Origin of the sequence: Erysipelatoclostridium sp. MSK.7.34 (genome assembly GCF_019041935.1) — a bacterium.
Lineage (GTDB): Bacteria > Bacillota_I > Bacilli_A > Erysipelotrichales > Coprobacillaceae > Thomasclavelia > Thomasclavelia ramosa.
This window is the reverse complement of record NZ_JAHPYJ010000035.1, coordinates 1-23,040: the sequence shown is the minus strand read 5'-3', so window position 1 is coordinate 23,040 and position 23,040 is coordinate 1. Positions and strand designations below refer to the sequence as shown.

General features: G+C 31.1%; 24 protein-coding genes. 3 read left to right on the top strand and 21 right to left on the bottom strand.

The genetic code is table 11. The features are described from left to right. Positions 1 to 62 precede the first annotated feature (62 nt). Entirely contained in the window at positions 63 to 2,474 is a 2,412-nt protein-coding gene (locus tag KTF99_RS15645) for a glycyl radical protein (protein WP_003535958.1), read from the bottom strand. A 211-nt stretch (positions 2,475 to 2,685) separates the two neighbouring features. Between KTF99_RS15645 and KTF99_RS15640 the strand changes: the two genes are divergently transcribed. Then, positions 2,686 to 3,585, top strand: a complete 900-nt coding sequence (locus tag KTF99_RS15640; protein ID WP_003535957.1) for a glycyl-radical enzyme activating protein — start codon at positions 2,686 to 2,688, stop codon at positions 3,583 to 3,585. Positions 3,586 to 3,610: 25 nt separating this feature from the next. Here KTF99_RS15640 and KTF99_RS15635 read toward each other — a convergent pair whose 3' ends face one another. The 7 genes from KTF99_RS15635 to KTF99_RS15605 form a co-directional block, all read right to left on the bottom strand. After that, entirely contained in the window at positions 3,611 to 4,363 is a 753-nt protein-coding gene (locus KTF99_RS15635; protein ID WP_008791248.1) for a DeoR/GlpR family DNA-binding transcription regulator, read from the bottom strand. A 117-nt stretch (positions 4,364 to 4,480) separates the two neighbouring features. Continuing rightward, a complete protein-coding gene (locus KTF99_RS15630; RefSeq protein WP_117582488.1) occupies positions 4,481 to 5,143 on the bottom strand; it encodes an MBL fold metallo-hydrolase in 663 nt (220 codons plus the stop codon). A gap of 71 nt (positions 5,144 to 5,214) precedes the next feature. After that, positions 5,215 to 7,431 carry a thiamine pyrophosphate-dependent enzyme gene (locus KTF99_RS15625; protein ID WP_254210208.1) on the bottom strand — a complete coding sequence of 739 codons (2,217 nt, stop codon included), beginning with the start codon at positions 7,429 to 7,431 and terminating at the stop codon, positions 5,215 to 5,217. Then, complete coding sequence (locus KTF99_RS17575) at positions 7,406 to 8,521, bottom strand: 2-oxoacid:acceptor oxidoreductase family protein (protein WP_008791244.1); 1,116 nt, start codon at positions 8,519 to 8,521, stop codon at positions 7,406 to 7,408. The genes KTF99_RS15625 and KTF99_RS17575 overlap by 26 nt, the downstream gene beginning before the upstream one ends. Before the next feature lie 315 nt (positions 8,522 to 8,836). Next, positions 8,837 to 9,655: a Cof-type HAD-IIB family hydrolase gene (locus KTF99_RS15615; RefSeq protein WP_008791243.1), complete on the bottom strand. Its 819-nt coding sequence runs from the start codon at positions 9,653 to 9,655 to the stop codon at positions 8,837 to 8,839. Positions 9,656 to 9,782: 127 nt separating this feature from the next. Further along, a complete protein-coding gene (locus KTF99_RS15610) occupies positions 9,783 to 10,424 on the bottom strand; it encodes an HAD family hydrolase (RefSeq protein ID WP_008791242.1) in 642 nt (213 codons plus the stop codon). 10 nt (positions 10,425 to 10,434) lie between these two features. Next, positions 10,435 to 11,550 carry an ROK family transcriptional regulator gene (locus KTF99_RS15605; protein ID WP_003535950.1) on the bottom strand — a complete coding sequence of 372 codons (1,116 nt, stop codon included), beginning with the start codon at positions 11,548 to 11,550 and terminating at the stop codon, positions 10,435 to 10,437. A gap of 198 nt (positions 11,551 to 11,748) precedes the next feature. Between KTF99_RS15605 and KTF99_RS15600 the strand changes: the two genes are divergently transcribed. Both KTF99_RS15600 and KTF99_RS15595 read left to right on the top strand, forming a co-directional pair. After that, on the top strand, positions 11,749 to 12,348 hold the full coding sequence (locus KTF99_RS15600) for a hypothetical protein (protein WP_003535948.1): 600 nt from the start codon (positions 11,749 to 11,751) through the stop codon (positions 12,346 to 12,348). A 215-nt stretch (positions 12,349 to 12,563) separates the two neighbouring features. After that, entirely contained in the window at positions 12,564 to 12,800 is a 237-nt protein-coding gene (locus tag KTF99_RS15595; RefSeq protein ID WP_029480828.1) for a hypothetical protein, read from the top strand. A gap of 267 nt (positions 12,801 to 13,067) precedes the next feature. Here KTF99_RS15595 and KTF99_RS15590 read toward each other — a convergent pair whose 3' ends face one another. The 13 genes from KTF99_RS15590 to KTF99_RS15535 all read right to left on the bottom strand — a co-directional run bounded on the left by KTF99_RS15590 (position 13,068) and on the right by KTF99_RS15535 (position 22,445). Further along, a complete protein-coding gene (locus KTF99_RS15590) occupies positions 13,068 to 14,423 on the bottom strand; it encodes an MATE family efflux transporter (RefSeq protein WP_003535944.1) in 1,356 nt (451 codons plus the stop codon). Between the two features lie 173 nt (positions 14,424 to 14,596). After that, positions 14,597 to 15,799 carry a nickel pincer cofactor biosynthesis protein LarC gene (larC, locus tag KTF99_RS15585; protein WP_117791988.1) on the bottom strand — a complete coding sequence of 401 codons (1,203 nt, stop codon included), beginning with the start codon at positions 15,797 to 15,799 and terminating at the stop codon, positions 14,597 to 14,599. Next, positions 15,796 to 16,536 (bottom strand): nickel pincer cofactor biosynthesis protein LarB, encoded by a 741-nt coding sequence (gene larB, locus KTF99_RS15580; protein ID WP_003535939.1) that lies wholly within the window; start codon positions 16,534 to 16,536, stop codon positions 15,796 to 15,798. Before larB ends, larC begins: the two co-directional genes overlap by 4 nt. A 3-nt stretch (positions 16,537 to 16,539) precedes the next feature. Further along, positions 16,540 to 17,256: an energy-coupling factor ABC transporter ATP-binding protein gene (locus tag KTF99_RS15575; protein WP_003535937.1), complete on the bottom strand. Its 717-nt coding sequence runs from the start codon at positions 17,254 to 17,256 to the stop codon at positions 16,540 to 16,542. Next, a complete protein-coding gene (locus KTF99_RS15570; protein ID WP_003535935.1) occupies positions 17,256 to 18,023 on the bottom strand; it encodes an energy-coupling factor transporter transmembrane component T family protein in 768 nt (255 codons plus the stop codon). Before KTF99_RS15570 ends, KTF99_RS15575 begins: the two co-directional genes overlap by 1 nt. Continuing rightward, positions 18,016 to 19,020 carry an energy-coupling factor ABC transporter permease gene (locus KTF99_RS15565; RefSeq protein ID WP_008791238.1) on the bottom strand — a complete coding sequence of 335 codons (1,005 nt, stop codon included), beginning with the start codon at positions 19,018 to 19,020 and terminating at the stop codon, positions 18,016 to 18,018. The genes KTF99_RS15570 and KTF99_RS15565 overlap by 8 nt, the downstream gene beginning before the upstream one ends. Positions 19,021 to 19,077: 57 nt before the next feature. Further along, the gene (locus KTF99_RS15560; RefSeq protein ID WP_003535931.1) at positions 19,078 to 19,488 is read right to left on the bottom strand and encodes a DUF3842 family protein; all 411 of its coding nucleotides are present in this window, start codon (positions 19,486 to 19,488) and stop codon (positions 19,078 to 19,080) included. Further along, entirely contained in the window at positions 19,478 to 20,269 is a 792-nt protein-coding gene (larE, locus tag KTF99_RS15555) for an ATP-dependent sacrificial sulfur transferase LarE (protein WP_003535928.1), read from the bottom strand. The genes KTF99_RS15560 and larE overlap by 11 nt, the downstream gene beginning before the upstream one ends. Positions 20,270 to 20,452: 183 nt before the next feature. Continuing rightward, a complete protein-coding gene (locus tag KTF99_RS15550; protein ID WP_003535927.1) occupies positions 20,453 to 21,061 on the bottom strand; it encodes a biosynthetic peptidoglycan transglycosylase in 609 nt (202 codons plus the stop codon). An 81-nt stretch (positions 21,062 to 21,142) separates the two neighbouring features. Beyond that, a complete protein-coding gene (locus KTF99_RS17460; RefSeq protein WP_003535924.1) occupies positions 21,143 to 21,274 on the bottom strand; it encodes a hypothetical protein in 132 nt (43 codons plus the stop codon). A 134-nt stretch (positions 21,275 to 21,408) separates the two neighbouring features. Continuing rightward, positions 21,409 to 21,858, bottom strand: coding sequence for a GNAT family N-acetyltransferase (locus KTF99_RS15545; protein WP_003535922.1), 450 nt, complete (start codon positions 21,856 to 21,858; stop codon positions 21,409 to 21,411). An 86-nt stretch (positions 21,859 to 21,944) separates the two neighbouring features. After that, entirely contained in the window at positions 21,945 to 22,076 is a 132-nt protein-coding gene (locus KTF99_RS17700) for a DUF2589 domain-containing protein (RefSeq protein WP_003535920.1), read from the bottom strand. A 99-nt stretch (positions 22,077 to 22,175) separates the two neighbouring features. Then, positions 22,176 to 22,445, bottom strand: a complete 270-nt coding sequence (locus KTF99_RS15535) for an acylphosphatase (RefSeq protein ID WP_003535919.1) — start codon at positions 22,443 to 22,445, stop codon at positions 22,176 to 22,178. Between the last annotated feature and the right edge of the window lie 595 nt (positions 22,446 to 23,040).

Sequence of the window (23,040 nt, the reverse complement as noted above, 5' to 3'; positions counted from 1 at the left end):
TAGCATCTTTAATTTCCTCTAAATTCACAGTATCAATAATAAATTCCATTTTTATTCCCCTTTTATAATGTTTGTTCTGTTCTTTCAATTATATCATCTTGAGTTGCTCTTGATAAGACATTAAAGAATGCCGAATACCCTGCAACCCTAACAATCAAATCACGATGCTTTTCTGGATTCTTTTGAGCATCAATCAATGTTTCTCTAGAAACTACGTTATATTGCACATGATAGCCATGTAATCGATTAAAGAAAGTTTTAATTATCATTTCTAATTTCTCTTTATTTTCTTCTGTCGCTAACATTTGTGGTGTTACTTTTTGATTTAATAAAACACCACCGGTAATTTCATGTGTTGGTAATTTTGAAACTGTTTTGAATACCGCTGTAGGTCCATTTTTATCCATTGCATGAGCTGGAGAACAACCTTCAGCAAGTGGAGTATGGGCTTTACGACCATCTGGGGTTGCCATTGTCCCATATCCTTGTCCAACATTAGCAGAAATTGAGGAAGTACCTGCATAGCGAATCCCTCCAACAGGTCCTCTTTGATATCGAGTACTTGGATATTTTTTGATTTCATTAATATATGAATCATATGCCTCTACAACCAATTGATCAACATAATCATCATCATTCCCATATTTAGGAGCTTCATTAATTAACATACTTTGAATTTTTTGATTTTCTTCACTCATAAAATCATCTTGTAAAGCATCCCATAATTGTTGCGGTGTAATCTTTTTTTCCTCAAAAACTAGTTTTTTTATTGCTGCCAAACTATCTGCCATATTAGCAATTCCAATTTGTAATCCAGAAATGAAATCATAGACTGCTCCGCCTTCTTTAATTGTCTTCCCTCTACCAATACAATCTTGAGTCAAGGTTGAACATAAAATATCTGGAACATCACGCTCTGAAGCAAGATCGACTGCATTTTCTACAATTACAGATAATCGGGTAATTTCTCTAATTGACTTATCCCAGGCATCTTGCAACTCTTCAAAAGACTTCATATCTCTAAAATAGCCGTAACCCTTTACAAATCGTTTACCAGAAGTTACATCTACTCCATCATTCATCACTGCTAATAAAATTCTTGGGAAATTTTGATATGACATTCCTGTACAACGATATCCCCATTTCCCAGGAACAGCTGTTTCAACACAACCAATTGCTGAATAATTATAAGCATCTTCCTCTTTTACTCCCAGATCAATAAACGAAGGAATAATAATTTCATCATTATTAAATGCCGGCATTCCTGTTCCTAACTTCATAACTTCGATACATTCATCTAAAAATTCTTTATTTAAACCATTATAATATCTAACAGTCAAATTAGGCTGTGGCAATCTTGTTTGAGCAACAGATTTCAAAACTAAAAACGAAAGTTTGTTCACTGCATCTTTTTTATCAGGAGTTTGTCCACCAATAGTTACATTTTGGTACATTGGACTACCAGCACTGCTAAATGTGTGAGCCTGGCTTCTGACCTTATTAATAGTTAATGTTTTGATCCATAAATTTGTTAGCAACTCAACAGCTTCCTCATCCGTGATTACGCCTTTTTCTAGATCCGCTTTCAAATATGGATACATATATTGATCGAAACGCCCATATGATAATGAATGTCCATTAGATTCAATTTGCAAAATCAATTGAATAAACCAAACTGATTGAATCGCTTCTTTAAAAGATGAAGCTGGTTCATAAGGCACTTTAGAACAAATATTACTAATTTCTAATAACTCATCCTTTCTATGACTTTGAGCATTTTCAGCCATTTCTTGAGCAAGAAGACTAAACCTATCAGCATAAGTTTTAACTGCTTCAATTACAATCAATACAGCTTTATAAAAAACATATTTATCAATATTTTCCGGAACACATAGATCCAACTCTGCTTTTAATTGTCGCACTCTTTTTTCATAACCGACTAATCCTATTTTTAGTAACTGTTCATAATCAACCGCAAGATGAGCATCTCCAGAATTTAATTTTCCTTCCATTCCAAAGAAACCAGTTTCCATAAAAACATTTACTTCTTCAGGTAGTAAAGCTTCCCCCTTAGCTCTTAAATTATTATTCTCCCAAAATGGTGCAATTGAACGTAAAGCTGCTTTTGTTTCTTCAGTAATATAAAAAACATCACCATCTCTTTTTTCAAATTTGTCCAATTCATCAATAACAAATTCTAACGTATATTCGGGAAAAATTGGAGCATCTTTATTTGAAGCAGCCTGATTCCCAACTATTAAAGTTTCATCTTCAATATAAATTGACATTTTCTCTAAAATATTTTTTAACATTAGTGCCCGTTTCATAACCGGTGGCTGATTTTGATATAATCTATAAGATTCTGTAGCTAATAATGCTCTCTCTGCACAAATATACGGTTTTTTATCTAAAACCTTTTCTCTAAAATCATTCATTCTAGGTGTTAAATCACCAAAATGTTCAATGTTTTTCATATTTTTCCTCCAAAGTTACTAAAATAAATTATTAAGTTTCGTTCATAACATAAATTCACTTCATTTACACCTATATATTAACATATACGAACAATAAGTCAATATTTTTATTTCAAAAGCAGTATATATTGGTTTCAAATGAAATATAAACATTTACAATTTGCAATCAACATGATATTATAAATAATGAAAAGATAAGGAGATATTCATAATGGAAAATAAGGGGATAATTTTTAATATTCAAAAATTTAGTATTCATGATGGTCCAGGAATTAGAACAACTATATTTTTTAAAGGCTGTCCATTAAGATGTAAGTGGTGTTCTAATCCTGAATCACAACTAAAAGCAGTTCAAATTTTGTGGGATCATAACAAATGTACGCATTGCATGACCTGTATCAATAATTGTCCTACAGGTGCGATTAAATTAATTGCAGATAAAATTATTATTGATCAAAATAAATGTAATGGATGTTTGAGATGTGTTAATAAATGTCCTCAAATTGCCCTAAAAAATGAAGGTGAGTATAAAACAATTGATGAAATTGTGACAACCTGTCTTCAAGATAAAGATTTTTATGAAGAATCTAATGGAGGTATTACTATTTCCGGTGGAGAAGGAATGTCACAACCAGCATTTTTATTTCACTTAGTTAATGAACTAAAAAAACATCAGCTTCATTTAGCAATTGAAACAACCGGATATATTGAACATGAGCTTTTTACTAAACTTGCTCCATTATTTGATCTGTTATTATTTGATGTTAAACATTATGATCGTGAGCAGCATTTTTTAGGTACAGGTGTTTATAATGATTTAATAATTAAAAATTTAAAGTGGGCATTACAAAACAAAATAGAAGTATTACCAAGAATTCCTGTTATTCCAGATTTTAATGATTCATTAAATGATGCCAAAGGACTAGCAAGACTCTTAAAAAATATCGGTGTTTTAAAAGTTCAATTATTACCATTTCATCAATTTGGTGAAAAAAAATATGAAATGCTCAATCTAGAATATAGTTTAAAAAATAAAAAAGCCCTCCACAAAGAAGACTTAAAAGAATATCAAAATATTTTTATCAATGAAGACATCAAGTGTTTTTTCTAAAAAGCTTACTATAAAATAAGCTTTTTTAATTTTCTACTTTCTTAACTTCAATTCCATGATCTAATAAATAATTTTCGCATTCTATTGGAATATGAGTATCAGTTACAATACATGCGATTTCCGCAGTAGGAATCAAAGTTACAACCCCTTTTTGCAAAAACTTAAATGAATCTGTCACAATTATAACTTTATCAGCTTGTTTTGCCATATCTCTAACTGTTTCGCTACGCATATAATCATTCCCAGTAAAGCCTGAGGTTTCAGTAAAGCCATCAGTTCCAATAAAAAGTTTATCAACAAAAAAAGATTCAACACATTTTTTTGTGATCGGTCCTACCATTACTTGTGATTCATTTTGATATTCACCACCAAGTAAAATAATTCTAATTTTAGCAACTTTACGAATATAATCGGCGATAAAAGCAGAATTAGTAATAATCGTAACATCTTTTTTGGTCTGCGCAATTTCTAAAGCAACCAATGCGCAACAAGAACCTGACTCAATCATTACGGTTTCACCATCTTCTATTGATTCTACCGCTAATTTAGCAATTCTTTGCTTAATATCATAATGATAAGCTAAACGATTATTTATATCATCACTAGAATTTAAAGTTGCAAATCCATGCTCACGAACAATCAATCCACTATTTTCCAATTGAATTAAATCTTTTCTAATTGTTACTTGTGAAACACTGAGTAACTGAGAAAGTTTAGTTACTTCCATTTTCTTATTCTCTGTTATTAATTCTAGTATTTTTGTATGTCTTGCCAACATCTTAACCATCCTCATCACCGCTCTTTTCTTTTATTACCTTATCATATTAATATTTCAAATACAATAAAAACAACTTTCGTTTCAATCATATTATTCTCAAAACGAAAGTTATTATTTCTAATAATAGAACGAAATTTTTTTACCACGATATTCCCGACATGGTAAAAATTGATGTTTAACACCTAAAAGTTTATGTGCCTTTAACAATCTAGCATCTGATAGACAATGACCAATATACTCCTTAGTTAATGGATAACGATTATGACTAGGCAAAATTGTTTCAATTTGATTTTGATATGTATTTAATTTTTCTAAGCTATGAATATACAAATCTAAATTTCGATGCTCACCAAACATATAAATCGGTCCTAATTGTACAATATCACCAACAATTAATAATTTCTTCTGAATATCTAAAAATGCAATACTTCCATAAGTATGTCCAGGTATCTCAATTACCTCAAAACAGTAATCACCAATTTCAATCAAATCCTTTTCTTTTAAACAATTAATTTTTATTGTTGTTTTAATTAAACCCTTATCTCCCTGATGTACATAACATTCTTGAAAACTATCAAGTCCCCCACAATGATCTCCATCACCATGAGTTAACAGTACTTTAAGCGGAAAACTAGTAAGTTTCTGAACTTCATTAATTATCTTCGTCTCAGGAAAACCAGTATCAATCAATATCGCTTCATTTCTACCGATAATTAGAAATTCTCGTACCTGACCATCATCTAAAATATATAAATCTTTAGCATATTCAGTTACTTCCACAATTAATCACCTTCTTTTACTCATTATAAAAGGTTATTGACACAACAAGCAATAACCTTTTATATTATTTATTAAATTTGATCATCTGCCCTCTTTTTCAAAATTTCAAAACGTCGATCAACTTCATCTTGAGCAGCCTGAACAATTTTTGTATACTTTGGATCACTTAAATGTTTAGTTCGCTGCATCATTGCAAACCAATCAATTAATGGAATCTTTTTCTTTGCTTTCTGTGGATCATATGTAAGATTATACTTACCCTGCTCAATTTCAAACAAAGGAAAATAACAACTATTTACCCCTGCTTCAATTACACTTTTTTCTAAATTTGGCTGATCACCCCAATTTAACGGACAAGCAGATAAAGTTCTCAAATATGCTAACCCAAACTCTTTAGCATAAGCCTTAGCTTTAATCGCTTTTCTAACAAAATCTATTGGATTAGATTCAGCTACAGTAGCAATATATGGAATATTTGTTGCAGCCATGATTGCTGGCATATCTTTATTAAAAAATGATTTTCCAAACTGATCTTGACCAAGATGAGAAGTCGAACTTTTAGCCCCTAATGGTGTTGAATATGATAATTGATAACCTGTATTCATATAACCACCATTATCATATTCAAAAATAATCATGTGATGGTTTCTTAAAGCTGCACCTAGTGCACTTCCCATTCCAATATCCATTCCTCCATCACCACTAACCATGATAAAAGTAATTTCTCCTTCGGGATATTCATGTCGTTTTACTTTTTGGTTAAACGCTTCTACGATTCCTGAAAGTGTCGCTGCCCCATTTTGAAATAAATTATGAACATACGGTACTTTAAAAGAAGTTTTTGGATAGGAAGTTGTTACAACCATTCCGCAGCCTGTTTGAAATAATAAAACAACATTTCCACTGATTGCACTTAATAATAAATTGACATTGACGGGAATCCCACATCCTGGACAAGCACCATGACCCCCAGATAAACGTTGGGGCATCTTTGCAATTTGATTAAGCGTAAACGGCTTAACTTCCATTATTTGTTTTTCTTCATTATAAACACACTTGAAGTCATCAGGAGTTTCTTTGATTGGTTTAAAAAATTGAGTTATTGGTTGTTCAATTTTACCGGGATAAATATGTAAATAATCAAATAATTTTACATCTTTTTGAAATCCCATTAATAATAATGCTTTTGCATCATCTTTATAAAAATCACGGCCACCTAAGCCATAAATTCTCGTAATTACACGGGTAGTGATCCCTGCCTCCTGCATTGCCGCCTTTATTTCTAAAGACATATTTCCACCATTGGCACCATAACTATCCTGACGATCACAAACAATCACTGTTTTAGGCACTTTAAAATGCTTAATTAATTCCTTACTTGGAAATGGACGCAGTACATTGATTGTAACTACTCCAACTTTTTTATCATCTTTGCGTAATTCATCAACAGCTCGTTTTGCACTGCTAAATCCAGAACCTAGAACAAACATTAAGACATCACAATCTTCATTTTGATAACTTTCTACATACTGATAAGCCCGATTAGAAATTGTTTCATATTCCTTAAAAATAGCCGGAATAACCTCTCGAGCTTCCTCCATTGCAAGATGAAGCTGGTATTTATTATTCATTAAATCCGGTTCATTCATATAAGAGCCAACTGTGACTGGATGTTCAAAATCAAGAATTTGATATTCAGGCAGATATTTACCTACAAAATTTTGGACAACTTGATCATCTTCAAAGACTTGACATTTATTTTTTTGATGGCTAGTAAAAAAACCGTCAAACGCAATAACTACTGGCAATTTAACTTTTTCAGCAATTTTTAGAGCACAAATGTTCATATCATAAACTGCCTGGGGACTATGAGCAAATAAAATAATCCATCCAGTATTTAACATATACATGATATCGCTGTGATCACCCTTGATTGAAAGTGGACCAGAAACTGTTCGACAAGCTACATTCATTACCATCGGAAATCGTGTTCCAGATTGAACTGGAAACTCTTCTAATGCATATAACAAACCATTGGCACTAGTCGCATTGAAAACTCTTGCCCCAGCAACGCTTGCACCATAACAAATTCCAGCCGCACTATGCTCACCTTCAGCAGCAATTAAAGCAATCTCATGCTTACCCTCAGCTTTCATTAAATCTAAATTCTCAGCAATCTGCGTTGATGGTGTAATGGGATAGTATCCCATTACATGATAATTAATCTGTTTAGCGGCATAAGCTGCCAATTCATTCCCACTTTCAAATACCATCTTTTGTTTTTCCATCATTTTTTACCTCCGTTATTTTTTCTACCTCCAAAAACGAATCACTCGTTATCCACGAATTTGCTCCCACATCTTCATAATCCATATGCTCAACAATTAAATCTTTGTTACGAATAAACCATTTTAAATTTGAATGTTCGCGTTCGACTCCACTAACCAGTGCTTGAGTTGGACAAATTTCAACACACCGTAAACATCCTTTACAATGATGATAATCCAAACCTTTATTTACCATCATCTTACGTCCTTTATAAATACCTGGTTCAAACTGAAAAACCATATCCGGACAAGTAATATAACATTGTGCACATTGAATACATTTTTCTTGGAGAAACAATGGTATATAGCCTTCCCGTGATGCACTTAAATCATTCGAAATAGTACTTCCAAAACAAGGATTCACACCACCAAGTGGTGCATTTTGATAACCCCAGTCATTTTCTATTTCACGATAAGGAATGAACGGATACTTACCATCATCATTAAACGTTTTACTAACAACACCATTATAACCTTCAATTATCCCTTCTTTATTTTTTTGTAATAGCTGAGGATATTTTTTACCCAAAGTAGCTTCAATCAATTCTAAAACTGTCTCTAAAGGAATAAAGCCACTCGCTTTAGCTAGTGCCCCCAGCATGATCATATTGACTTTACATTTTATTTTCATTGCTAAATAAATTGCATCAATACAATATATCGTTCCAGCACATAATTTTAATTTATCTCTAATTACATCTGGTTGCTCACCGCTGTTGATGACAATACAACTATTTTCATCGACTCCTGCTGTTACTTGTAACTTTCCTATCATCGCTTCATGAAAAAGCCCAAGCAAATGGGGTCGCGTAACGGGAGTATTAACAGTAATTTCTTTATCTTCATCACAATAACGAATAAACGCCTTGACTGGAGAACCTCGTTTCTCTGAACCGTAGCTAGAAAAGCTTGAAGCATTAAATCCTAGATAAGCCGCACCTAATTCACCTAATAATTTTCCACATAAATTAGCCCCTAACCCACCAACACTTTCTAAACGAATTTCATAATACCCTTCTTCATTTACTTTACTTAATTCTATCTTGTTCACTTCTTATACCTCCTAATTGAATAATTCCCGCTTTTATCGTCATCATTCCAAAAAAATAAAAAGTCTATTACTAGACTTAATCTTTTGATTTAGCTATTTGAAACAAACACATGAGCCCCCACGATGACTCCTAATTCAAAAATTAAAAATGAATTAATCAATCCATACATTTATATTATCTCCAATACTATAGTTTATCGAAAAAATAATATTTTTAAACTAATTTAATTATTATTTCTAAATAAAAAAAACCAACTCTAAAATGCACTATATTGGTTATATTAAAACAATATAGTGCACTTCAATCACCAGACTCTATAAAATATACTTATTAATAAAATTTGCAATTCCATCATGATTATTATCATCAGTTATAAAATCAGCAACACTCTTAGTTTTTTCACTTCCATTAGCCATGACTACTCCAACTCCAGCATTTAAAGTCATATCATAATCATTATCAGCATCTCCAAAAGTACATAAATCTGTCATTTCAATTTTATGCATTGCCATAACTTCTTGTAATCCATGCGTTTTAGAAACCCGAGGATCCATATATTCATATAAAATACTTGCTGTTTTTAAAGAAGCTGATTTATAGTTTGGATTAGAAAAAGTTTTACTTTTTTCAATAACTTTATCCATATAATCAGGTGCACAAACAATGATTAATTTGGCCCGTGGCTCATTTAAAAAGACATCAAAATCTACAACTTTATATGGCACACGATCATCACGTGCTAAATCACGAATATAATCATCATCTTTAGGTGCATATAATGTCCCTTCATACGGAATAGCAAAATTAAGATCCATTCCTTCATGATGTTTAATAATATCTTTTATTAATTCACCATCCAGCGGATAACTTGATTTATCAATATTTAATTGATAATCATATATTTCAGCACCTCCAGTCCCAACGATTGCATCAACCAAGCCACTAATTCCCCATACAGTTAAAAGTGTTTTAACGCTATGAACATCACGCCCTGTTGATAAACCAAATAAAATTCCTTTTTCTCTAATTTTCTTAATTGCTTCAACTGTCGCAGGTGAAACAATACCATCTTGATTTAACAATGTTCCATCAACATCACACATTACTGCTTTTATATTTGTTAGTTTATTCATCACAATACCTCCACTTAGTAAAATTATATAACCTTTGATTTTTATAACAATATTCGTATTTTTTTTAACAAAAACTTCTCAAAAATAAATAAGTTCCTATCAAATCAATGATAGAAACTTTTCACTATTACTTTAAATATTCAATTACATCTTTTAATGATGAGATGATCTTAGTTGCTTTACTTGCAAAATCAGCTTCTGGATACTTCATATCAGGAATACATAAGACATCGATCTTACCATCATAGGCTGCTAAGATTCCTGATTCACTATCTTCTAACACTAATGCTTCACTTGGTGCTACATTAAGTTTTTTACATGCTGTTAAAAAAATTTCAGGATTAGGTTTTCCATGAATCACTTCATCACCACAGATCGTATCATCAAAATATTGTTCAATTTGTGCATTCTTTAAAATAACATCGACACGTACCCGTGCACTGCTAGTTGCCACAATTGTTTTATAATTATTTGCCTTTAAATATTTTAATAATTCTAATAATCCCGCTTTAAGAGGAACCTCTTTTGCTAAACGTTCATCAAGCCTAATATGTACATCATCCCATACTTCAGTCATTGGAAAGGCAGTTCCAAAATGATCATAAAATACTTGACATATTCCCTGCTTATTTTTTCCCAAACATAAGCGATATACAGCTTCATCAAAAGAATATCCTAATTGTTCTAATTTACGACAATACTCTTCATAAGTAACTCGCTCACTATCGATCATCAAACCATCCATATCAAATATAACTGCTTTTTTCATTATCTTCTCCTTATATTTCTGCAACAAACTTTTTAATATCTGTCAAAGCCGCTCCAATTGCTGCTGTTTCTTTTAAACATTGACCTATTTTAATATCTGGAACAGTAAACTTTAATGGATCCAAATCACTAACTAATTTTGTTAATAGATCAAGATCTTCATTTTCAAACAATGAAGCTATTTTACCACCAATAATTACTGGTGCATCTAAAACCATGGTTAAATTATGAATTGCTAATGCTAGATAATGAAAATAATCATTCCATGATTGCATTGCAGTTTGGTCTTTTTGCCGTAATTGTTTATAAAATTCTTCTAATGTCATATTTGTATGATTTTTTAATAAAGCATCTTCATTACAATAAGCTTCAAAACACCCTTTTTTACCACAATAACACTGACGTCCGTTCTCTACTAATGTCATATGCTCAAATGTCGAACTGTAATTATTTCCCTGGAAAACCTTTCCAGCCATAAATACAGCACTACCTAGATTATGATTTAAAGATAGATAAATAGCATCGTTATTATCTTCACTGAAATTTAATTCAGCAAGTCCAGCAGCATGAGAATCATGAATCATTTTAACTGGTAAATCACTAGATTTTTCAAACTTTTCTAACGTTAATCCCTGATTATTTAAAATTGGACCATAAATAACCTTTTTTCCATCCTGAGATACGATCCCCTGAATAGCTATAGTGATCCCTAAAAAATTTTCTTTTTTAATTTGTAAACAATCGATAAATTCATTTAATGCCTGTCCATATTGTTTAAAATAACTTTCACTATTATCATAAACTAAAGCAACTGTTTGTTTACGAATCAGTTGAGCATACAAATCTAAAGCAACAAAAGTTATTCCTTCTTTTAAAATACTGACACCAATTGCAATTCTAGATTGTTCCTTAATAGAGATTGCTAACGGCTTACGTCCCCCCGTAGACTCATTAATATCTTCTTTTTTTATCAAATCAGCCTGTTCTAATTCCAAGAGATTACTAGAAACAGTGGGCAAAGATAATTTTAATCTTTCCGCAATTTCCTGTTTTGTAATTTGCTTAGCTTGATATATCAGCTGATATACAATCTTACGATTATACTTTTTAATACTATAATCAACCATAAATACCACCTTATCTAAAAAACCTTTATAAAAGTATAACAGTTATCTAAATATATCGCAATGAATATCCAAATATCCTTATTACTTACTTTGAAAATAAAATAAACCATGCTATAATATGAATAAAGAAGACAGTATAAAACCCACTAAGTGATAATCAATGAATGATTATCACTTTTTAAAAATCGAGGTCAATTAATGAAAGAGACATATAGTAAGAATTATTTTGAAAAATATGCTGCATTAACCCTAACAAAAGTATTAGATGTATCAGCTGATAATATTATTCAAGCTGATCGTCCTGACCTTCGCATTCCAAAACGTAATTTTGGAATTGAAGTAACTCAAGCATTAACTCCAGCTGAAGCAGTTGCTGACATAAAAAAACCTTTATATAGTACTTTAAAATTAAATCCTTTCGACCATGATGAAAAAAATTTAGAATTCGTAATCAATAAAATAGATAATGCTCTTGAGCGAAAAGAACAAAAGAGCAAAAACTATGAGATTTATTTAGATAATGGTTTATATATTTTTTCACACTGTCACAATCTCCCTGAACATATGCTCTATGACTTTCTTAATCAATTAAATCTAGCTAACAGTTTTTATCAGCATATCTTTGTTAATTGTGTCGATCATCTCTATTACTATCGATGCCAAGAACAAATAATAATTAAAGTTGATTATAGCTTTCAAGAATTATCAGCCATGAATCAACTTGCTATTGATTTTGAAAAGCATTGTCATAAAGAACGCAGAAAAATTGAACTTCCTAAATCAAATAATGATGCTTAAAAGAATTGATCCAGATAATCATATAGATCAATTCTTTTTTATTTAATGCATATGATTTGATAACTTAATAAGCTCGATCTATAATCCAGTTGTAGTAAGAAAATTAAAATATTTTGTAGATTTACAACAATAAAATTACATACTAATAATGAGGTAAATCATTTAAAACAAAATATTAACTATCATATATCAATTTTATAGAAAGAGGTATAAATATGTTAGAAAAAGGAACAGTAGTATATTTTTTGATGAATGGCTATGTGATGTCTGGAAAGGTTTTTGATATTAGTGGTAATAATGATAATTATGAATTTAGTATTGAAGGTTATGCTGGATGTGCTGGGCCTCACATAATTTCTTCAAGTCAAATACATTTGACTGTTTTTCTAAGTCAAGAAGAAGCTGAAAAATACAAAAATAATCCCCAAATGTATTTACCAGCATATTGTTAATCCATACAAAATTTTATAAAAAATCAGCACACGGTGAACTGCCAAAAAATCAAATAATTGGAAAATCGTTTTTTATGGTAAAGTATAGTTTTAAATTTAAGAATATCGCTTAAAAAGTAGTTCTAAATTATAATTATCATATTATTTAATATCTAAAATTTTTATTTTTTTCAAATTTATATTTTCTTATATTAAATATTTACTATGAAATCTAAATTCATGTATATTTAAAAGCAAGTATATCGAATAAGATACACCCGCTTTTAATCAACTATTAAGACGGTACTTCCAGCCATTTTTTAAAAATCTTCGCGATAATAAGAGACATCTGGCTATATTATCAAATACCATCATAATCCAAACTGCTTCAATACTTTGATGGAAAACATTGATCATTAGCCAAGAACCGGTTACCCTAATTCCCCACATCGTAAATAATGAAAAAACAAATGGTGCCTTAGTATCACCCATCCCATTGAATGTTCCCTCAAGAATTACTAAGATCCCATAAAGCGGTTCTGAAATAGATACTATTCTCAATACTCGAGCCCCCAAAGTGATAACCTCATGGTCAGGAGTAAAAATCCCCATTAACTGTTCAGCAAATATAAATAATGCAATCCCACAAATTATCATTAAAAACATTGTAATACCACTAATCAAATAAGTTACCTCTTTAACTTTATGCTCATCTTTTTGTCCAACTGCATTTCCAACTAAAGTTGCTGCCGCCGTTTGAAAACCATACCCGGGAATATAAAAAGCTTGTTCTGCTTGAATTGCAATTGTATGAGCAGCAAATCGTACTACTCCTAACTTCGCAATCAAGGAAGCAAAAGTTACGTGCCCTAAACAAATAACACTACGTTCCAATACTACTGGAATCCCAATATTCAAACATTCCTTAAACTCTTTTTTATAAAAATGAAAACCACTGTTTTTTAAATCAAATAGTGTATTTTTATAGTAACGTAAGAACATCATAATTCCTCCAGCAACAAATGATATAGCCGTCGCAATCGCTGCTCCATTTACCCCCAGTCCAGCACCGGGAATTATAATTCCAAATAATTCTCGTGTCGGATAAATTAACAAGAAATTTAAAATTATATTAATAATATTCATATATAAATTTATTAGCATTGGTGTTTTCATATCACTGACACCACGTAAAGCCGATGCCAAAATCAAAGCTGCTGTCCTAAATAATAATGGAATTGAAATAATCATAAAGTATGATGCCGCTTCACCTCTAATTGCTTTATCACCATTTAGCCAAGTTGGTAAATATGGTGCAATTAAAACACACATTATAGTTAAAGCTATCCCAACAATTAATGTCAAAAATAGAGCTTGCTGCCCTACCCGCTTTACTTTTTCATCATTATTTGCTCCTACTGCTTGAGCACAAACTGATAAAATCCCAATTCCAAAAGCAACAGCAATACTAGACACTAACCATCCAACCGTTGAGGTCAATCCAACTGCAGCCGATGCCCCAGCTCCTAATGCCCCTACCATCGCTGTATCAACATATGTAACGACAACATTCATGGCCTCTTGAACTACCGCCGGCCAGGCTAAAAAACAAATCGATTTAATTTGTTGACGATATTTTCCCACTATCTCACTCCTACCTAATCTAATAAAAAAAGACCATTAAATGGCTTTAATTGTATATACTATTATACACTTTTTTAATATAGATAGATAGCCCCAAACAAAAGCTTAGTGCTAAAATTAAATTTATTTAATAAATCCTCCAATTCATAATTAAATCGGAGGATCAAAATCTATTATTTTATTAGTTTATATATTTCTTTGACTGCAAGATCATGCTCCTTAGCTAATCGTTTTATACTTTCGTATTCCGGATATACATAAGTCTCATCATTATTAGTTACTTCTTTAGCAGCAATTTTTCCATATGGTGTATCCAGCTCAATTGCTTTTCGAGCTAAAATTTTTCTTTCTTCACGACGATAACGAATTCCAATTGTTGTTGTTTCTCTAAATATAATATTCTGTAATAATTCTAATTTATCTTCTTTACATGCTGTACTCAATCGATAGGCTGGGCGATTCTTTTTCATATAAATCGGTGTAAAGAAGACATCTAAAGCTCCATTTTCAAAAAGCTTTTCAGCAGTATAAGCAAGTATTTCACTCGAACAATCATCTATATTTGTTTCCATTACAATAATTTCATCATTAGTTTTATCGATTGTTCCTAAAGATACTTTCAAAACATTAGGAATATTTAATTCTTTAGTTCCACAACCCCAACCAATCTTTTGAACATTCATAGGAGGCATCGGTTGAAACGATGAACTCAGCTCAGCAATAATAGCCGCCCCTGTCGGTGTCACTAATTCTGTATCAATATCAATCTGACGGGCTACTACATTACTAGCAGCAAAAATTTCCGATGTCGCTGGTACCGGAACTGAAATTGTTCCATGAGCACATTCAATAAAACCATGCCCATCATTAACGATACTGCTATATATTTTATCAGGTGCAATCTTAGTAATTAAGATTGCTGTTCCGATGATATCAACAATAGAATCAATTGCCCCTACTTCATGAAAATGAACATTAGCCAATTCTTCATTATGAACTTTACTCTCTGCTAACGCAACTCTTAAAAAGATTCTTTTTGCTAATGCTTTAGCTCTTTCATTAATCCCACTATCATCAATAATTTTATTAACATCGAATAAATTACGATGAACATGGTGATGATGTTCATGGTGATGATGTTCATGGTGGTGATGTTCGTGATCATGATGATGTGGATGTTCCTCTAAATGAACATCTACATAAGTACCAGTAATACCATTTTTCTTTGTTTTAGTAACATGTAAATGATAGCCATCTATATTCAATTTAGCTAATTCCTTTTGTAAATAATCAGGTTCATCAATAAGTTCCATTAATGCACCTAAAGTCATATTACCACTTATTCCGCTACTACAATCAAAATATAATACTTTCATCGTTTTCCTCCTAAACAATTAATCGTATGAGCCATATACCCAGCTCCAAAACCGTTATCAATATTAACTACACTAACACCACTAGCACAACTGTTTAACATCGATAATAATGCCGAAAGACCATTAAAATTAGCACCATAACCAATTGATGTTGGCACTGCAATGACTGGTTTATCAACTAACCCTCCAACAACCGATGCTAAAGCCCCTTCCATACCAGCTACAACTATAATAACATTTGCTCGTTTGATCACATCCATCTTATTAAATAGTCGATGAATCCCAGCAACACCAACATCACTAATCAAATTAACTTCATTTCCTAAAAACTCAGCTGTTAACACAGCCTCTCTAGCAATTGGAATATCTGATGTTCCTGCACAAACAACAACAATCATTCCTTTATTTTGTATAGTTTCCGATTGTTTTAAAATAAAAGTTTTGGCTTCTTTATCATAATTAAAATTTGGATATAATTTCTTTAAATAAGCCGCCTTTGTTGCATCAACTCTAGTCGCTAAAATATCAATTTGATCATGTTCTAACATATTTTTTATAATACCAGCAATCTGTTCTTTCGTTTTACCAGATCCATAAATGATTTCCGGTGTTCCCGTACGACGTTTACGATTATAATCAATCGTCGCATAATCAATTGGATTATCAATCAAAATAGCTGCTTCATCAACAGAAATCTCATGGTTCTCTACCATTTCTAATATTTCTTTTACTTTCATCGTCTACCTCTGATATCGTTGTGGCAACTCTAACCCATTTGCCTCCAATAACTCTTGATTAGCTAAAATTTCACAGGGATTACCACTAGATACTATCTTTCCATTATTTAATAAAATTATTTCATCACACAAATCCAATACCATATCTAAATCATGGGTTGCAAAAATAATTTGCTGGGGCAATTCTTTTAACATATTAATAACGATCCTTCGACTCTTCGGATCAAGAAATGCTGATGGTTCATCTAATAATAATATCTCTGGTTTCATTACCACCACACTAGCTAAGCCTACCATTCGCTTTTGTCCTCCAGAAAGATGATTAGCCATTCGATCCAGCAGATCTTCAATCTTAAATAATTTCGCAAATTCCGCAATTCTTTTATCAATTTCAATTTTATCCAGTTTTTGATTTATCAACCCAAAAGCTAAATTATCACGAACTGTAGGTAAAAAAATCATATGATCTGGATTTTGAAAAACAAGACCTGCTACCTCTCTTATTTGTATCAATGTTTCTTTTGATAACATAACTCCATTAATTTTAATCTCACCTTGCGTTTCCACCAGCCCCAATAAGCTTGATAATAAAGTTGATTTCCCCGAGCCGTTTTCTCCAACAATAGCAATACACTTCTGCTGTTCAATCTTTATCGACACATTATCAAGAGCTCTAATTGAATTATTATAAAGAACATTTAAATTATTTATCTCAATCACTAAAATACCACCTTTACCATCATTAAAACTCCTACTGCCATCATTAATAAAAAATAATTTTCAATCTCAAAATCAACATAATTTAAATACGCTTGTTTAACATCAAAGCCACGACATTTCATTGCATTGTAAACTTCATTACTTCGTTCAAAACTCCGAACTAATAAACTTCCCACAAAACTACCCATATCTTTAAAAGCTATTCCTTTAGACTGGGGATTTTTTAATTGATAAGCTTGAATCATTGTTAGCGCTTCTTCAACCAAAACAAAAATATAACGATAGATCATTACTAATTGTAAAACAAAAATTGAAGGTATTTTAAGATGCACTAATTCACAAGTAATACTATCAAACTTAGTTGTTGCCATTAGTAAAAAAACTGCCATCAAACATAAGATATTTTTTATAATGATCGTAATAAATAAAAGTACACCAGTTGATATATTAACACCATAAAAATTAATTATTGTGGTTGAAAATAGTAAATTTGAAAATCCAATACACAAAGAAATAGGTAATCCAATTAAACTTCGTTTAAATAAATCCATAAATGATACTTTACTAAGTGAAATCATTATTCCAATTATTATTGAATATAAGGGTAATTCAAAAAAATCTAAGCAGCTGGTCGAAATAACAAAAATTATATACATTAGTGCTAAAATAATCTTTAAAAGTGGATTTAAACGATGAATCAGTGAATCACCATTAGCTAACTTTTCAATATAGCCAAATTTTAAAAGTGAGCCTTTAAGTTTATTCATATTTTTTCTTTTTTACTACGATATATCCAATTCCACCAATTAAAATTAAAGTTGCTGCACCACCAATAATCCCTGATACTGAAACACCTAATTTACTGTCGCTGCCACTAAAATTATAATCTGGTAAAAATGAAGTTGAACTTTGAACCTTTGCTAAAGTATCTTTTGTACTGCCGCTTGCTTCAATTTCGTCGGTTCCTGTGACTCCTTCAATAGACCACTCTAAACCATCAGGATTGCTTGATGCATATAATGAAAGAACTCCACCAACTAAGATTGTTAAAACAGCAAAAACCGCAACCTGTCTTCTTATATTCAATGTTCCAAAATGCTTGTCATTAAGTGCATGATCAACTATTTCACGTTTATCTTTTAATACATATAAGACAACTGTTGAAGTGATTAAGCCTTCAACTAGACCAATTGCTAAATGAATCGGCAACATTAATACAACAAATGAAGTAAATGGTAATTCCGTAATATTACTTGCAAGAGTTTGTAAGACCACTGCAAAAGCACCCATTTCTAATCCCACTACTACTCCTAAAATACTTGCCAGTAATACTCTTGAAGAAGTTATATTTTTCTTTAATAGTGGCTTAACAATTAATGGATAAGCTACAAAACATGGTAATATCCCCATGTTAAAAATATTACATCCTAACGCCAATAAACCACCATCACCAAAAAATAAGCATTGTATAATTAAAACAGAACATAATGATAAAAAGGCAGGATATTGTCCTAAAATAAGGCACAATAAAATTCCTCCACCGATATGACCACTACTTCCTGTTCCCGGAATCGTAAAATTGATCATTTGAGCAGCGAAAATAAATGCTCCCATTACTCCCATTAAAGGAATCTTTCGATCATCATGTTCTTGATTAATTTTTTTAATTGAAAAACCGATCATGATAAAACTAATTATCATGAAAATAACCCCAATATTAACAGAAATCAAACCATCTGCCATATGCATTAATACTGAATTCATAATTTCCCTTTCCACAAACACTACTGTGCTTCTTCTAGTACTTCTTGTACTTGGGATCTATTTTAAAATATTAACTAAATCTCTAATATATTCTTGAATTGATTTTGGCTCAACACCTAAGACATGTCCAGTGCATTTACTAACTGGAATAAAATATTTTTGAGCTTCACTACAGCTGATTGCTGCCGCCATTGCTGGTGAAACTTCACCATACATCGAGTTAGCAAAAACAAAACCAATTGGTCCAATAATTATCTGAGCGTTTTTAGCATTATAAATAATTGCATTTTCTCCCGTTGCGACAGCATCAGCTCCACCTTTTTTCATATTATTGGTTGCAGTACTATTTGTTCCTACCGCAATAATAAAAGTACCACTAACTTCTTTTTTTAAGGCCTCAATTACACTTCGGCCAATGCCTCCACCTTGACCATCAATAACTACAACTTCCATTTCACTACCTATCATAACTTCCACTAGTTATGCCTTCCAAATCTAATGTTACATAATCAAATCCAAGTTCTTTTATTGCTAAGATTAATTCTTCATCATTAACTAGATTAAAATTGTTTCGTTCAACTTCAATCCGTGCTAATTTATCATGAACTCGAACACGAGCGTAATAAATCCCCTTTTGATGAAGTAAAGCCTCAGCTTGATCGACCACTTCTAATTTTTCTTTAGTGAGATGAGTATCGTAAGGAAAACGTGAAGCTAAACAAGCATTTGCCGGTTTATCATATGTCTCAATCTGTAATTCTTTTGAATACTGTCTTATTTCAGCTTTTGTTAAACCAACTAGTGCTAACGGTGATACAATTCCCAATTCTTCGCAAGCTTTCATTCCAGGGCGATAAACTTTTTCATCATCAGCATTTTTACCATCAAGGGTTATCTTAAAATCATGGCTTTGAGCTGCTTCAATTACTTTTGCCATTACTTGTTTTTTACAGTGATAACATCGATCTTTACGATTATTTGTAAATTGCTCGATTGTAAATACATCTAACGGCACTTCTATAAATTGACCTTTACCAGCCATCATTCTAGCACTATCGATGTCCTCCTTGGACATCATTTTCCCTACACATAATACTGCTAGAACATTTTCTTTACTTAAGGTTTGTAATGCTACCTGATATAAAAAATTTGAATCGCAGCCACCACTATAGGCAATTGCAACTTTTTGATAAGATTTTAATAATTCTTTTAATTTATCTAACTTACTCATCTCTTCACCTTTATACATAATAATATCACAATCCCCATCTATTTACTAATTAGACCATGCTATGATCGCAACTACACTATACACCCTAAAGTACACTTTAAGACAAGTATTTTTTATTTAGAAAATAAAAAAAGTGATTTCAATATGAAGCAAACCCTCATTGCTAATTCAACATAGAAAATTCACTTCATCACTATCACTTTAATTTTCAGCTAACTTAGAAGGATTATAAACACTAGGGGCCTTCAATGTCTTTACCAATACTTTTGCCTGTTCCTCATTAAGTTCTATAGGCTCAATATTGTAATAATAATTACTAGCTTCTTTAATTCCATAATTTCCTTCACCTAAATATGTAATATTCAAATACATTTCAAGAATTTCATCTTTCGTATAATCATCTTCTAATTTTTGAGCAATAAAAACTTCAGCTATTTTCCGGTCTAAGCTCTTTTCAAAAGATAAACAAAGATTTTTAGCTAACTGCTGAGTAATCGTACTACCGCCTTCTTTAAACGACATCGTCACTACATTCGTTACCATTGCTCGAGCTAATCCAATGTAATCAACTGGGCCATGTTGATAAAAACGCTTATCCTCACTTTCTATTACTAGTTCTTGATATATACTTGATATTTGCTCCAATTTAACATAGTTATCTTTACTTCTTAATTCTTCAACTCGCACTGTTAAACTCTTTTCTTCCATTGTATCTTGGTACATCACATAGCCACGATAGCCATAATATCCTAAAAAGGTTAAGGCAGCTAAGAAAAGAATAATAATTAGACGTGATATTACTTTTTTCATATACATCCCTCTATTCCTTATTTTACACCTCTATCATAGCCTAAGCTGCTTGGTTATTCCATTGATTTACATTACAAAATCTTACATTATTGTAATATTTATCATTAATTCCTTGAAATCATTATCGATCAGCATAGTATTTAAATTTAAAATTTTCTTATTTTGATGACCACGAGGAATTAAAACACAATTGCATCCTAATACTTTTGACATTTCATAATCATGAATTGTATCACCGACAAATAAAACATCTTCTTAGTTTAAATGATTATTTTTATAATCTTGTTTAGCTAAAGCTACTTTACTACGAACAAAATTATCCACAATTCCAATCCCAAATTGGATATTTATATCCCTACTTGATCACTATCCTTTAAAACTTTTATTAATTTGTATGATGATTTAATAAAATCATTCTTTTGATAAAATTGATGTGCTTCTATACGTTTAAAATTACTAGTAAGTTCAATTACTTCACATTGATGCTCCAAAGCTAATTTTGTACTAAAATCAACTAATAATCTACCTATACCATTTCCACGATAACTGTTATCTATAACTAATTCTTCGATTGTTGCAACTTTATTCTCATGATGTAATTGATAATCGATATTAACACTGACAAATCCAACAATCATATCATCAGATACAGCTACTAAATAGTGGCTCTTTTCATCATTAAGTTTATTTTCATATACTAGAGCAAACTGTTCATGATTTAAATTACATTCCTCTAATTCACAAATCAGTTTATAAATAGCTTCCAGATCCTCTTTTTGACAATATCTTATTTTCATATTTTTTGCTCTACTTTCATTTAAAAATATTTTTATTCACTTTATCTTATCATTTTCAATAAATTTATTAGTTAAAGTAAAATCATCTAGTTTTTGACTTCTATATTAAATAAAATATCTACTTCATCTATATAAAGATTGGGTATCAAAACAATATTAAGTACTAGAACATCTATATTAGATTCATTTTCTAGATATTTAAACTGTTTTATTATCATCCTATTTTAGTGATTATTATATATTAAGTATATTTAATGAAGGCTTCTACAATAAAAGACTATTGGCATATATCAATTCCAACGGTCCTTTAAAATTATTTAGTTTTTCATTCCAAATGAAGTTTCATGTTTTAGAACTGCTATTTCTTCCATCTTAATTGAATCTATTCTAATAAAACGATCATGCTGTAATTCATTGATCAAATAATCAATCAACTTCTCCTCACCTTGAATACAAGCTTCTACAGAACCATCTGATAAATTACAAACCCAGCCAGTTAATCCAAGATTTTTTGCTTTTTGATAGGTAGTAAACCTAAACCCTACACCTTGGACACGACCATAAAATAAATAATGCCTTCTTATCATTCTACCTTCACCTCTTTAACAAAAACTTCTATTATAAATATCGCACCACAATAACTTCAACCTGCAACTTTGATTTTCTTTTATTATAAACATTTATCTTATTTTCAATTATTTCTTTACAATTTTAACAAAATATTCTCTATTGACTGAATATTATATATTATCAAGTCCATGATATATCACATATAAAAATACAGCCTCTAATTGCTGCAAATATCAGCAAATAAGTATATAAACATATCTAATCTTGCAGTCAAAAGGTGTTTTTATGTACGATATTAGGAAAGTTTAAGAAATGTGGTAAGTGTTAAATAAAATGGTGAATTTAAATTTGTGGTCTTTTACACTCTATCTAATTAAAGATATTATAGAATTTCAGCGACTGCTATGTAATTGCCTAATAAAGTAGAATACTATCTATTGTGTCAATCAAGATGATTGCTACAATATTCATCATCTTATTCCATAATAGATAAACATGAATATTCGTATAATTATTTTTTGAATAATATTAGCATATGACGCACTAAGAGTATTAAAGAGCCTGTAAATTATTTTGTGTAAAGTCTGTTTCCAATGATAGAATTTGATGAGT

Excerpts from the sequence above, each read along its gene's own strand:
- KTF99_RS15625 (WP_254210208.1), bottom strand. The coding sequence starts at position 7,431 with ATGGAAAAACAAAAGATGGTATTTGAAAGTGGGAATGAATTGGCAGCT.
- KTF99_RS15615 (WP_008791243.1), bottom strand. The coding sequence starts at position 9,655 with ATGAATAAACTAACAAATATAAAAGCAGTAATGTGTGATGTTGATGGA.
- KTF99_RS15535 (WP_003535919.1), bottom strand. The coding sequence starts at position 22,445 with ATGATAAGAAGGCATTATTTATTTTATGGTCGTGTCCAAGGTGTAGGG.
- larC (WP_117791988.1), bottom strand. The coding sequence starts at position 15,799 with ATGAAAGTATTATATTTTGATTGTAGTAGCGGAATAAGTGGTAATATG.
- KTF99_RS15635 (WP_008791248.1), bottom strand. The coding sequence starts at position 4,363 with ATGTTGGCAAGACATACAAAAATACTAGAATTAATAACAGAGAATAAG.
- KTF99_RS15565 (WP_008791238.1), bottom strand. The coding sequence starts at position 19,020 with ATGAATTCAGTATTAATGCATATGGCAGATGGTTTGATTTCTGTTAAT.
- KTF99_RS15570 (WP_003535935.1), bottom strand. The coding sequence starts at position 18,023 with ATGAATAAACTTAAAGGCTCACTTTTAAAATTTGGCTATATTGAAAAG.
- KTF99_RS17460 (WP_003535924.1), bottom strand. The coding sequence starts at position 21,274 with ATGTCAAAAGTATTAGGATGCAATTGTGTTTTAATTCCTCGTGGTCAT.
- larE (WP_003535928.1), bottom strand. The coding sequence starts at position 20,269 with ATGTATAAAGGTGAAGAGATGAGTAAGTTAGATAAATTAAAAGAATTA.
- KTF99_RS15605 (WP_003535950.1), bottom strand. The coding sequence starts at position 11,550 with ATGGTTGATTATAGTATTAAAAAGTATAATCGTAAGATTGTATATCAG.
- KTF99_RS15560 (WP_003535931.1), bottom strand. The coding sequence starts at position 19,488 with ATGATAGGTAGTGAAATGGAAGTTGTAGTTATTGATGGTCAAGGTGGA.
- KTF99_RS15610 (WP_008791242.1), bottom strand. The coding sequence starts at position 10,424 with ATGAAAAAAGCAGTTATATTTGATATGGATGGTTTGATGATCGATAGT.
- KTF99_RS15550 (WP_003535927.1), bottom strand. The coding sequence starts at position 21,061 with ATGAAAAAAGTAATATCACGTCTAATTATTATTCTTTTCTTAGCTGCC.
- KTF99_RS15600 (WP_003535948.1), top strand. The coding sequence starts at position 11,749 with ATGAAAGAGACATATAGTAAGAATTATTTTGAAAAATATGCTGCATTA.
- KTF99_RS15545 (WP_003535922.1), bottom strand. The coding sequence starts at position 21,858 with ATGAAAATAAGATATTGTCAAAAAGAGGATCTGGAAGCTATTTATAAA.
- KTF99_RS15640 (WP_003535957.1), top strand. The coding sequence starts at position 2,686 with ATGGAAAATAAGGGGATAATTTTTAATATTCAAAAATTTAGTATTCAT.
- KTF99_RS15595 (WP_029480828.1), top strand. The coding sequence starts at position 12,564 with ATGTTAGAAAAAGGAACAGTAGTATATTTTTTGATGAATGGCTATGTG.
- larB (WP_003535939.1), bottom strand. The coding sequence starts at position 16,536 with ATGAAAGTAAAAGAAATATTAGAAATGGTAGAGAACCATGAGATTTCT.
- KTF99_RS15645 (WP_003535958.1), bottom strand. The coding sequence starts at position 2,474 with ATGAAAAACATTGAACATTTTGGTGATTTAACACCTAGAATGAATGAT.
- KTF99_RS17700 (WP_003535920.1), bottom strand. The coding sequence starts at position 22,076 with ATGATAATAAAACAGTTTAAATATCTAGAAAATGAATCTAATATAGAT.